Here is a 12648-nt window from a genome sequence, read left to right on the forward strand (position 1 = left end):
CTCGGTCATGACGAAGATCGTCAACCACTGGATCGGCGGCAAGACCGCCGAAGGCGCCTCGGGTACCTACGGTCCGGTGACGAACCCGGCGACCGGCGAGGTCACCACCAAGGTCGCCTTCGCCTCCGTGGAGGAGGTGGACGCCGCGGTCGCCGCCGCCAAGGAGGCGTTCCTGAGCTGGGGCCAGTCCTCGCTCGCCCAGCGCACCACGACCCTGTTCCGCTTCCGCGCCCTGCTGGACGCGCACCGCGACGAGATCGCCGAGCTGATCACCGCCGAGCACGGCAAGGTGCACTCCGACGCCCTCGGCGAGGTCGCGCGCGGCCTGGAGATCGTCGACCTGGCCTGCGGGATCAACGTGCAGCTCAAGGGCGAGCTGTCCACGCAGGTCGCCAGCCGCGTCGACGTGGCGTCCATCCGCCAGCCGCTCGGTGTGGTCGCCGGCATCACGCCGTTCAACTTCCCGGCGATGGTGCCGATGTGGATGTTCCCCATCGCCATCGCCTGCGGCAACACCTTCGTGCTGAAGCCCAGCGAGAAGGACCCCTCCGCGTCCGTCCGCATCGCCGAGCTGCTGTCCGAGGCGGGTCTGCCCGACGGCGTGTTCAACGTCGTGCACGGCGACAAGGTGGCCGTCGACCGCCTCCTGGAGCACCCCGACGTCAAGGCGGTCTCCTTCGTCGGCTCCACCCCGATCGCCCGCTACATCCACACCACCGCCTCCGCCAACGGCAAGCGCGTGCAGGCGCTCGGCGGCGCCAAGAACCACATGCTGGTCCTCCCGGACGCCGACCTGGACGCGGCGGCCGACGCGGCCGTCTCGGCCGCCTACGGCTCCGCCGGTGAGCGCTGCATGGCGATCTCCGCGGTCGTCGCCGTCGGCGCGATCGGCGACGAACTGGTGGAGAAGATCCGCGAGCGCGCCGAGAAGATCAAGATCGGTCCGGGCAACGACCCGACCTCCGAGATGGGCCCGCTCATCACCAAGGCCCACCGCGACAAGGTGGCGTCCTACGTCGAGGGCGCGGCGGCCGAGGGCTGCGAGGTCGTCCTGGACGGCACCGGCTACACGGTCGACGGCCACGAGGACGGCCACTGGATCGGCATCTCCCTGCTCGACAAGGTGCCGACCTCCGCGAAGGCGTACCAGGACGAGATCTTCGGCCCGGTGCTGTGCGTGCTGCGCGCCGAGACGTACGAGGAGGGCCTGGAACTCATCAACGCCTCGCCGTTCGGCAACGGCACCGCGATCTTCACCCGGGACGGCGGCGCCGCCCGCCGCTTCCAGCTGGAGGTCGAGGCCGGCATGGTCGGCGTGAACGTCCCGATCCCGGTCCCCGTGGGCTACCACTCCTTCGGCGGTTGGAAGGACTCGCTCTTCGGCGACCACCACATCTACGGCAACGACGGCACGCACTTCTACACGCGCGGCAAGGTCGTCACCACCCGCTGGCCGGACCCGGCGGACGCTCCGGCGGGCGTCGACCTGGGCTTCCCGCGCAACCACTGAGCGTCACCGAACACCCCGATGGGGCCGTCCGTTATGCGGACGGCCCCATTTTTTTGCAGGCGCCCGGTGCGGTTCCCGCACGTGGTGTGTGAGCCGTGACTGCGGGCTCACCGCTGCGATAAACGACACCGCATGCCGCCGTTCTCTGCGGATTCCGTAGCAAGACAGCCATTGACGCATCAGTTTTCGTCGGTGTGTGATGCACGCCAGTTCTTCGCGCCGCTGCACGAGTCGATCGGAACCGCCGCATGACCGACACGCTCCGCCCTGTCGAGGCCGACCTTCATCCGGCCACGCACAGTCCCCAGAAGCTCAAGCGTTCCATCGGGGTCATCGGCGGCACTCTCCTCACCCTCTCGTGCGTGACCCCCGCGTCCACCCTCTTCGTGGTCGTCCCCGACCTGCTCGGCTCCCTCGGCACCGCCACCGCCCTCACCATCGCCATCGGCTCGCTGCTGTGCGTGGCGGTGGCGTTCTGCTACTCGGAGCTCGGCACGCTCGTCCCGAGCGCGGGCGGCGAGTACGCGATGGTCTCCACGCTGGCCGGGCGCCTCGCGGGCTGGCTGGTGTTCGTGCTGTCGCTGCTGGTCGTCATGATCGTGCCGCCGGTGATCGCGATGGGCACCGCCGACTACCTCGAACCGGTCGTCCATCTCGACCCGTCGATGGCGGGCGCCGCGGTGATGCTGCTCGCCACCCTCGCCGGACTGCTCGACCTGCGCGCCAACGCCTGGATCACCGGCGTCTTCCTGGTCCTCGAGGTGATCGCGGCGGCCGTCGTCGCCGTCCTGGGCTTCGCGCACAGCGAGCGCGGCCTCGGCAGCCTCGCCTCCATGGAGGTGGCCGGCCCCGACGGCGGCCCGGACGCCGTGACGGCCCTGCTGGTCGTCTCCGGTCTCGCCATCGCCCTGTTCATCACCCAGGGCTTCTCCACGGCCGTCTACCTCTCCGAGGAACTGGAGAACCCGCGCCGCAACGTCGCCCGTACGGTGCTGGCCACCCTCGGCATCTCCGCCGTGATCATCCTCGTCCCGGTCGTCGCCATCACCCTCGGCGCCTCCGACCTCGCCGAGCTGACCGGCGGCGACATCTCCTCCATGGTCACCGCCTGGTCCAACTCCGCCGTCGGCACCTTCGTCAGCCTGTGCGTGGCGCTCGCCATCATCAACGCGGGCATCGTGATGGTCATCCAGAACTCGCGCGTGCTGTTCGCCTCCGCCCGCGACAAGGCGTGGCCCGAGCCGGTGAACCACGTCTTCGCCAAGCTCGGCCGCTTCGGCTCCCCCTGGGTCGCCACCCTCGCGGTCGGCGTCCCCGGCGCCGCCCTGTGCTTCGTCAACCTCGACACCCTCTACGGCGTCACGGGCGTCTCCGTCACCGGCATGTACCTGCTCGTCGCCATCGCCGCCCTGCTCTCCCGCCGCGGCGCCCACCGCCACGCCCCCGCCTGGCGCATGCCCCTGTGGCCCGCCGTCCCGGCCCTGCTGATCGTCGTCCTCGGCTACGTCCTCACCCAGCAGGAACCGGCCCACCTGGCCTGGACCGGCGGTATCACCGCGGCGGCCACCCTCTACTGGGCCCTCTACCTCCGCCCCCGCACCACCACCCGCTGGCTGGTGACGATCCCGGAGGACACGCGCACAGACACGGTCTAGCGCCGCCCCGGACTACCACGGACGCGGTACGCGTTAGGGGCCGCGTACGCCTGGGGGAGGTGCCGAAGTTCCGTCCCCGGTCGCCACGCCGCCACAGCATCACCCCGTACGGTTGTCGCATGGATCTTCGACTGTCCGGCACGCGGTGGTTCCGGTCACGGCGACCCCGGCAGGCCCTCGCCGCCGCGGCCGCCGTCGTCGTGCTCGCCGGCGCCGGGACATGGAGCGCCGTCGCCTCGGACGAGCCGTCCGCCGTCCAGCGCGCCGACCGGGTCATGGCCATGGCCGACGGGGTGCGCATCGACACGTCGTACTTCACCGCGGGCCCGGACGGCCGCCGCCCCGCCGTGCTGCTCGGGCACGGCTTCGGTGGCAGCAAGAACGATGTGCGCGAGCAGGCCGAGAAGCTCGCCCGCGACGGATACGCGGTGCTCACCTGGTCCGCGCGCGGCTTCGGGAAGTCCACCGGGAAGATCGGGCTGAACGATCCGAAGGGCGAGGTCGCCGACGCCTCCCGGCTCGTGGACTGGCTGGCGAAGCAGCCCGAGGTCCGCCTCGACAAGGCCGGCGACCCGCGCGTCGGCATGGCCGGTGCCTCCTACGCCGGCGCCGTCGCCCTGCTCACCGCCGGGCACGACGACCGGATCGACGCCATCGCCCCGGCGATCACGTATTTCAACCTCGCCGACGCCCTCTTCCCGAACGGCGTGTTCAAGAAGCTGTGGGCCGGCATCTTCATCAACTCCGGCGGCGGTTGCGCGCAGTTCGAGACCGAGCTGTGCCGGATGTACGAGCGGGTCGCCGAGTCCGGCGTCCCCGACGCCGAGGCCCGCCGGCTGCTGGAGGAACGCTCACCGTCCGCCGTCGCCGACCGGATCGACGTCCCCACCCTCCTCGTGCAGGGCCAGTCCGACTCCCTCTTCCCGCTCGGCCACGCCGACGCGGCGGCCGACGCCATCCGTGGCAACGGCGCCCCCGTGGACGTCGACTGGATCGCCGGCGGGCACGACGGCGGCGACATGGAGACCGCCCGAGTCCAGGACCGCGTACGGGCCTGGTTCGACCGCTACCTCAAGGACGACGAGACGGCGGAGACCGGGCCCGCCTTCCGCGTCACCCGCACCGGAGGCGTCGACTCCACCGACGGCCAGGCCCTGCTGCGCGGCGCGAGCGCCGACCGCTACCCGGGCCTGGACAGCGGACCGAAGCAGATCCCGCTCACCGGACGCGAACTCGGCCGCGAACAGAGCTTCGGCAACCCGGCCGGCGCCGCCCCGCCCGCCGTCTCCGCGCTCCCCGGACTCGGCGGCTCCGGCGGCCTGTCCCAGCTGTCCTCCCTCGGCGTCGGCGTCTCCCTCGACTTCCCCGGCCAGCACGCCCGCTTCGAGTCCGCACCCCTCGGCGGCGACCTGCGCATCACCGGATCGCCGACGGTCACCGTCCACGTCACCTCGACCAGCGACGACGCCGTCCTCTTCGCCAAGGTGTACGACGTCGGCCCGGACGGACGACAGCAGGTGCTGCCCTCCCAGCTGGTCACACCGGTCCGCGTCGAGGACGCCAAGAAGGGCAAGGACGTCACGCTCACGCTCCCGGCCGTCGACCACGAGGTCGACAAGGGCCACCGGCTGCGCCTCGTCCTCGCCTCCACCGACCTCGGCTACGCCTCCCCGGCCGCCCCGGCGACGTACACCGTCGCCCTCAAGAGCCACCTCACGGTGCCGACCGCGCCCGGCGTGACCACCGCCGCGGCCCCGCTGCCCGCCTGGGTGTGGTGGCTGCCCCTCGCCGCCGCCGTGACCGCGCTCGCCCTGATCCTCACCGGCCGCCGCCGCACCGCCGCCACGGCCCCCGACCCCGAACTCGCCGACGTACCGCTCCAGATCACCGGCCTGAGCAAGCGCTACGCCCGCTCCGCCGACCGGTACGCCGTCAAGGACCTCTCCTTCCGCGTCGAACGGGGTCAGGTCCTCGGCCTCCTCGGACCCAACGGGGCCGGCAAGACCACCACCCTGCGCATGCTGATGGGCCTGATCCGGCCCGACGACGGCGAGATCCGCGTCTTCGGCCACGCCATCCGCCCCGGCTCCCCGGTGCTCTCCCGGGTCGGCGCCTTCGTCGAGGGCGCCGGCTTCCTGCCGCACCTGTCCGGCCGGGAGAACCTGGAGCTGTACTGGCAGGCCACCGGCCGCCCGCCCGAGGACGCCCACCTGGACGAGGCCCTGCGCATCGCCGGGCTCGGCGACGCCCTCTCCCGCGCGGTGCGCACCTACTCCCAGGGCATGCGCCAGCGCCTCGCCATCGCCCAGGCCATGCTCGGCCTGCCCGACCTGCTCATCCTCGACGAGCCGACCAACGGCCTCGACCCGCCCCAGATCCGCGAGATGCGCGAGGTGATGATCCGGTACGCCGCCGCCGGGCGCACGGTGATCGTCTCCAGCCATCTCCTCGCGGAGGTCGAGCAGACCTGCACGCACCTCGTCGTCATGGACCGCGGCCGGCTCGTCCAGGCGGGCCCGGTCGGCGAGATCGTCGGCAGCGGCGACATGCTGCTCGTCGGCACGCCCACCGCTCTGGAGGAGCCGGTCGTCGAGAAGGTCGCCGCCCTGCCCGGCGTGGCCTCGGCCGTGCGCACCGACGACGGGCTGCTCGTCCGGCTCGACACCGGCGGCAGCGCGGAACGCCTGGTCGCCGAACTCGTACGCCTGGAGGTGCCCGTGCGGTCCGTCGGTCCCCACCGTCGTCTGGAGGACGCCTTCCTCACCCTGATCGGAGGCTCGGCATGAGCGGCACGCTCACCGAACACCCGGAGACCGCCTCCGGCTACCGGGCCGGCCGCACCCTGCCGCTGCGGGTGGAGCTGGTCCGTCAGCTGAGGCGGCGCCGGACACTGATCATGTTCGGCATCCTCGCCGCCCTGCCGTTCGTGCTGGCGATCGCCTTCGCCATCGGCGGCGAGCCGGACGGCCGCGGCGACCGCATCACGCTGATGGACACGGCCACCGCATCCGGCGCCAACTTCGCCGCCGTGAACCTCTTCGTCTCGGCGGGCTTCCTGCTGGTCATCCCCGTCGCGCTGTTCTGCGGGGACACGGTGGCGTCGGAGGCGAGCTGGTCCTCCCTGCGCTATCTGCTGGCCGCGCCCGTGCCCCGGATGCGGCTGCTGTGGTCGAAGCTGGTCGTCGGACTGGGGCTCAGCCTCGCCGCGATGGTGCTGCTGCCGGTGGTGGCCCTCGCGGTCGGTACGGCCGCGTACGGCTGGGGCTCGCTGCAGATCCCCACGGGCGGCGCGCTGGATCCCGGCACGGCGGCGCAGCGGCTCGTGGCGGTCGTGGCGTACCTCTTCGTCTCCCAGCTGGTCACCGCCGGGCTCGCCTTCTGGCTGTCGACCCGCACGGACGCCCCGCTGGGCGCGGTGGGCGGCGCGGTCGGCCTGACCATCGTCGGCAATGTGCTGGACGCGGTCACCGCGCTCGGCCACTGGCGGGACTTCCTGCCCGCGCACTGGCAGTTCGCCTGGGTGGACGCCGTCCAGCCCACCCCCGAGTGGTCCGGGATGGTCCAGGGCGCGGCGATCTCCGTCACCTACGCGCTGGTGCTGTTCGCGCTGGCCTTCCGCGGGTTCGCCCGCAAGGACGTGGTGTCCTAGCCGTCCACTTCGCCGTACCCGGTGCGGGCCAACCGGGTGAACCTGCGCAACCGAATCCTGTGGGCCGGGTTGTTGAAGGAGTAGGGCATGCGACGCCACGAGAAGGCCGACTTCCGGATGTCGGCCTCCTTGCCAAGGCCGGCTTTCCCATTCTTCAAGCAGGAAGACAACGACATTGCGACAGACCCTGAGCAGGGGAGTGTTCGCGGCGGCCGCCGCCACGGGCATTCTGTCCCTGTACGGTGCCCCGGCCCTCGCCGACTCGCAGGCGGTGGGAGCCGCCGAGGACTCTCCCGGCGTGCTGTCCGGGAACAACGTCCAGGTGCCGGTCGAGGCGCCGGTGAACGTGTGCGGCAACACCGTCGGTGCGGTCGGCGCGCTCAATGAAGCGGCCGGCAACGTGTGCGCCAACACCTCGCACGCGTCGGAGAAGGACGACTCCTCCCACTCCTCGTCCGGATCCGCCTCCTCGTCCGGTTCCTCGTCGAAGTCCGGTGAGCACGGCGGCTCCGGCGGCGGCGCGCAGGCCGAGGGCAGCGCCAAGGGCTCGCCCGGTGTCGGGTCCGGCAACAATGTCCAGGTGCCGGTGCACGCCCCGGTGAACGTCTGCGGCAACAACGTCGCCGGCGGCGGGCTGTTCAACGAGACCAGCGACAACACCTGCGTCAACCACTCCGAGGGCGGTTCGTCCAAGGACGGCGGCGCGCAGGCGGTGGGTGTCGCCGAGGGCTCGCCCGGTGTGCTGTCGGGCAACCTGATCCAGCTGCCGATCCACGCGCCGATCAACGCGTGCGGCAACAACGTCGACGTCGTGGGTGTGTTCAACTCGGCGTACGACAACTACTGCGAGAACAGCGTCTCCACGCCGGACAAGCCCGAGGAGGAGACCAAGACGCCGCCGCCCACCAAGGAGAAGCCGCCGACCTCCCGGGTCGTCGAGCCCCCGGCGGTCGAGGAGGAGGAGCCCGAGGCTCCGCATCTGGCCCAGACCGGCAGCGACGGCATCCTCACCGCCTCCGCGGCCGGTGCAGGCCTGCTGCTCGGCGGCGCGGTTCTCTACCGCCGCGGCCGCGCCGCGTCCCGCGCGTAGCGCTTCCGCGCGGCGCCGGCCAACACCGCGAGCACCGGCTCCCGAGCCCGCCCCCGCGGCCTCAGCGGCCGACGACGCCCCCGCTCCGACGACGCCCACCACACCGGTGGCCGCCCGGACGGGGGCGTCGTCATGCCCGGAGCCGATGCCGCGCTTCGAGCCGTCGCTCGCCTTGAGCTGACGCCCCGTCCTGGGCCGACGCCGGGCCCTGAGCCGTCGCCGGTCCTGAGCTGTCGCCGGTCCTGAGCTGTCGCCGGTCCTGAGCTGTCGCCGGTCCCTGAGCTGTAGCTGCGCCCCGACCCGATTAGCCGCGCGGCGGGCCCGTTCCGCCCGCGCGGTGATCCCGCTGCACGCGATGGTGCCGCTTCGCGTGGCGATCCCGCGGCGGGTCGATGCCGGGGGTGTCTTGTCCCGTGGGGTTCGCGCCATTTGTAGGTGCTGTGCCGGATGGAAACGCGCCGTCTGCCGCACGGCACTGTCGCCTTGCGTACGGGGGCAACGCCACGCTGTGACTCGGCGTCGAACGGCGGTCGGGATCGCGCGTCCGGCGCGGCGCGCGAAAAGGGCCGCCGGCGGAGAAGCCTCCGTCAGCGGCCCTTGAGCGCCCCGCAGGGGCCCCGCGTCAGCGGGTCACGGGGGTCGCCGTTTCCGTGCGGGTGGCGCCCGTGGGGAGGGGGACCGTGCCGTGGGCCGGGGTCGAGCGGAGGCGGCGGCGGACGCCCTGGACGAGGGTCGACGCCGTGAACGTCGCGCCGTGGACGAAGCGCATCGCCGGGCCGAAGCCCGCCGCGGTGACCAGGCCCGCCAGGAACAGCCCCGGGTGCGAGGACTCGAAGGTGTGGCCGACCTCCGGGGAGCCGTCGGGCAGCGTGGCCAGCGCCCCGCGCAGCTCCGGCGCGAGCAGCCCCAGCCGGTCGCAGCGGGCCTTGAACCCGGTGGCCGCGATGACGTGCTCGGTCTCCAGCGAACGCACCGCCCCGTCACGGCTCACCGTGTCCAGGCGCACCCCGCCCGGCACCGCGCAGGCCGCCGTGACCTCGTGGCCCGGCAGCACCTCCACCGCGCGCTCCACCCGGTCCCGCACCCACCAGGCACCCGCAGGACCCAGCGCCGTCGCGGCGATACGCGCCCGGGTCGACTCGGGCAGCCGCCGGAACAGACCGGGACGCTCGGAGTAGAACCAGTTCTTCCAGCCGGGACCGAGCCCGCTGTGCGGGGAGCGGGCCGACTGCCACCACGGGCGCTCCCAGGCCGGCGGCATGTCGTTCCACACCAGCCGGTCCGCGCGGGCCAGCACCCGTACCCGCGTGCCCTGTTCGGCGAGCAGCGCCGCCGTCTCCAGGGCCGCCTGCCCGCCGCCGATCACCGTGACGTCCTTGCCGCGGAACTGGTCGAGGTCGCTGTGATGGGAGCTGTGGGTCACCAGCGCCGGGTGCAGCCCGCGCAGCGCCTGCGGCACCTCGATGAACGGCATCACCCCGACCGCCAGCGCCACCGTGCGCGCCTGCAGCTCCTGGCCGTCCTCGGTGACCGCGACGAAACCGCCGGGCACGGACGCCAGGCGCGTGATGACGCGCTCGTCCACATCGGGCACCGCGTGCTTCGCGAACCACAGGCCGTACTCGGCGAACGCCTCCACGGGAATCGGGTGCGCGTGACGCGCCGTCAGCCCGTTCTCCGCGCAGTACACGTCCAGCCGCCAGCGGCCCGCCGGGTCCGACAGATTGGACGCCCACGGCTCCGACTTCAGGAACATGCCGCCGGGCATGTGGTCGCGCCACGACGCCATCGGCCGGCCGAACACCTTGAGACTCAGCCCGGCGGACGCGGCGTGCGCCGCGATCGACAGCCCGTACGGACCGGCACCCACCACCAGAAGGTCGTACATCATCAACTGCTCGCTTTCTCGTTGTCGGTCGGCAAGGGCGAGGCCGCCCGGGGAATCAAGGGGGTGGCCGGCGCCGCCGGCCTCGGGATCAGCCGCTGCCGCAGACGGCCGGAGACATGGCGGCCCCACAGGGCCCACATCGCCCACCCGGGACCGCGGTCGTCCGCCGCGTACCAGGCCAGCTCGCGCCCGCCCGGAGCGGGACGCAGCGCGGCGAGCGGCGCGTAGTTCTCCACCACGAACTCCCGCCCGGCCACCTGCTCCCCGTCCGGCAGCGCACGGCCCGTCAGATCCAGGTGCAGGGCCCGTACGACGTCCACGCCGGCGCTGTCCGCGAACAGCCGGAACTGCGCGCCGGGGCGCGGGTTGAAGTCGAGCAGGTGGTAGCGGCCGGTGGCGCCGCAGCGCCGGAAGTCCAGGTCGAGGATGCCGCGGTAGCCGAGCGCGGACGTGAGCCGCTCGGCCAGTTCCCGCACCTCGGGGTTGGGCGTCCAGCGGCCCACCGCCGTCAGACCCGCGCCGCGCGGCCAGGACAGCTGTTTGCGGCCCGGCCCGCCCGTGCGCAGGGCGCCGGTGCGGTCGGCGTAGCCGTGGAAGAACCAGTCGCGGTCCGGCCCCGGCGGCAGGAACTCCTGCAGCAGCAGCGGGCTGCCCGCCTCCTCGGTGCGCTCGTACAGCTGCCGGGCCTGCTGGGCGGAGTGCATCAGCTGGGTGCTGCGCAGCCCGCTCCCGGCCGGCAGCAGCCAGGGCCTGCTCCACTTCGCCACCACCGGCAGCCCCAGCCGCCGCGCGTCGTCGGCGGCACGCACCGGGCTGTCGGGGACCAGCGTCCGCGGGTGCGGCAGACCGGCCGACGCGCACACGGCGGCCAACTCCGCCTTGTCGGCGACACGTTCGGCCAGCGCCTCCGGCAGCTCCGGCAGCAGGTAGGAGGGCGTGAGCGTCTCGCGCAGACGGTGCACGGCGATCGCGCAGGCGTCGTCCATCGCCACCAGCACGGCGGGCCGCCCGATGCCGTCGGCCACCCGGCGCAGCACGGCGAGCAGATCGCCGTCGGACGCGCCCGGGGGCGGCGGGGGATGCAGCCGGCTCACATAGCGCGACCGGCCGACCGGACTGCCCGTCACATCGGCGACGACATGCACCTCGACGCCCGCCCGGCCGAGCGAACGCACGGCGCCCAGCGTTCCGTGGTGAAAAGGATTCCGGTCGGTCCGCAGCACCACGGCCGGGACACCGGTGTCGAGCAGCGACACGAATTCTCGCTTTCTCTCTGGGCGGCTTGGCGGCTTTTCGCCGGGGCCGTTTTCATGCGTCCGCTCACCCGCTCGGGCGAGAACGGCACTCGAAAGCCGCAACGACAGTGGCGCCAATGGATCTCCTGTGACTGACTTTCATGTGACTGTGCGTCAATAACGTGACTGAACCGAACGCGACCGACCCGACCCAAGGAGCAGACATGGGCCCTCACGACCAGCGGGTCAGGAAGCGCAGGCCGGCCAGGGGCGTGGCGGCGATCGCCGTGTCCGCCGCCCTGGCGGCCGGTCTCGTCACGGGCGTCGACGCGACGGTGCTGCCCACCGACGACGCCCGCGCCCCGGGCCCGGGCGCCACGGCGACCCCCGAACCGTCCGCGGCCCCCACGACCCCACCCGCCGCACCCGTGCCGCTGCTGCCCGAGTCGGCCGAGCGGGCGCCGGTCAAGGAGGTCCCGCCGTTCGGCGTCTTCCTCGCCTCCGACGGGCGGGGCGTGGCCCGGATGGCGCAGTTCAGCCGCTGGCTGGGCGGCACCGAGCTCACCGTCGGGCACACCTACCTGCCCGGCAACCACTGGAGCGACATCGAGGGCAGGGCCCACTGGCTCGACGCCTGGGCCCGCTGGCGCAACGAAAAGTCGGACCGGACGCTCGTCCTCAACGTCCCCATGCAGGCCCGCAACGAGGAGGGCGTGCCGGACGACGAGGTGCGTCAGCTGGTGCGGCGGGGCGCGGCCGGGGACTTCGACCACCACTTCCGCGTCCTCGCCGAGCGGCTGGTCCGGCTCAAGGTGCCGGACACGGTGATCGTGCTCGGCTGGGAGATGAACGGCACCACCTACACCCACCGGTGCGGGCCGGACCCTCAGGCGTGGAAGACGTACTGGAACCGGATCGTCACCACGATGCGTGCGGTGCCGGGCCAAAATTTCCGGTTCGACTTCACCCCGAGCCGCGGCCGGGACGCCGTCGCGTGGACCGAGTGCTACCCGGGGGACGACACGGTCGACATCATCGGAATGGATTCCTACGACCAGCCCGCCGGAATGTCGTTCGACCGGCAGGTGAGCGAACCGTACGGGCTCCAGGAACACGTCGATTTCGCCAAGGCGCACGGGAAGCCCATTTCGTACCCGGAATGGGGACTGTTCCGCAACGGCGACAATCCCGAGTACATGCGGCGCATGCTCGCCTGGATCGCGCAGCACAAGCCGCTGTACAACACGATCACCGACTACTGCCCGCACGGGGTGTGGCAGTGCGACGCCAACCCCGAGTCGTCGCGCGTCTACCAGTCCGTCCTCTCCGGACGCACCGATCCGGCGAACCCGGTCCCCACGCCCACACCCACGCCCGCGCCCACGGAGACCCCGGAGGCGCCCACCACGCCCGAGCCCGAGAACTGCTCGGAGCTGGACCTCGGCGACTGGGTGGAGCACTGGCTCGGCGGGAAGCTCTGCATCCGGTTCACCTGGTGGTAGAGCCCCCGCCGTCGGCCCGGCCGGCACCGGGATCACCGCTTGCCGTGCGCATCGGCGGCGGTGGCCGGGCCGGGCACCGAGGCGGCCGGGACGGCCTCGTCGTCCCGGCCGCCTCGCCT

Annotated in this window: 8 protein-coding genes; 6 read left to right on the top strand and 2 right to left on the bottom strand. The window is 72.6% G+C overall.

Features of this window, described 5'->3' with window-relative positions; genetic code table 11:
* Positions 1 to 7: 7 nt before the first annotated feature.
* From mmsA to N4P33_RS35515, 5 genes are all read left to right on the top strand, one after another.
* Positions 8 to 1510 (top strand): CoA-acylating methylmalonate-semialdehyde dehydrogenase, encoded by a 1503-nt coding sequence (mmsA, locus tag N4P33_RS01705; RefSeq protein ID WP_260824366.1) that lies wholly within the window; start codon positions 8 to 10, stop codon positions 1508 to 1510.
* Positions 1511 to 1758: 248 nt separating this feature from the next.
* Positions 1759 to 3165 carry an APC family permease gene (locus N4P33_RS01710; RefSeq protein ID WP_260824367.1) on the top strand — a complete coding sequence of 469 codons (1407 nt, stop codon included), beginning with the start codon at positions 1759 to 1761 and terminating at the stop codon, positions 3163 to 3165.
* A gap of 119 nt (positions 3166 to 3284) precedes the next feature.
* Complete coding sequence (locus tag N4P33_RS01715) at positions 3285 to 5951, top strand: CocE/NonD family hydrolase (RefSeq protein WP_260824368.1); 2667 nt, start codon at positions 3285 to 3287, stop codon at positions 5949 to 5951.
* Entirely contained in the window at positions 5948 to 6814 is an 867-nt protein-coding gene (locus N4P33_RS01720) for an ABC transporter permease (protein WP_260824369.1), read from the top strand. The genes N4P33_RS01715 and N4P33_RS01720 overlap by 4 nt, the downstream gene beginning before the upstream one ends.
* Before the next feature lie 175 nt (positions 6815 to 6989).
* Entirely contained in the window at positions 6990 to 7904 is a 915-nt protein-coding gene (locus N4P33_RS35515) for a chaplin (protein ID WP_313904429.1), read from the top strand.
* Positions 7905 to 8526: 622 nt separating this feature from the next.
* On the opposite strand, the gene N4P33_RS01745 is transcribed toward N4P33_RS35515, so the two are convergent.
* Both N4P33_RS01745 and N4P33_RS01750 read right to left on the bottom strand, forming a co-directional pair.
* Positions 8527 to 9792, bottom strand: coding sequence for an FAD-dependent oxidoreductase (locus N4P33_RS01745; RefSeq protein ID WP_260824373.1), 1266 nt, complete (start codon positions 9790 to 9792; stop codon positions 8527 to 8529).
* Positions 9793 to 9794: 2 nt separating this feature from the next.
* Positions 9795 to 11048: an ATP-grasp domain-containing protein gene (locus tag N4P33_RS01750; RefSeq protein WP_260824370.1), complete on the bottom strand. Its 1254-nt coding sequence runs from the start codon at positions 11046 to 11048 to the stop codon at positions 9795 to 9797.
* 203 nt (positions 11049 to 11251) lie between these two features.
* Here N4P33_RS01750 and N4P33_RS01755 point away from each other — a divergent pair, with 203 nt between their 5' ends.
* Complete coding sequence (locus N4P33_RS01755; RefSeq protein ID WP_260824371.1) at positions 11252 to 12529, top strand: glycoside hydrolase family 26 protein; 1278 nt, start codon at positions 11252 to 11254, stop codon at positions 12527 to 12529.
* Positions 12530 to 12648 lie beyond the last annotated feature (119 nt).

Source organism: Streptomyces sp. 15-116A, from assembly GCF_025290915.1.
Taxonomy (GTDB): Bacteria; Actinomycetota; Actinomycetes; order Streptomycetales; family Streptomycetaceae; genus Streptomyces.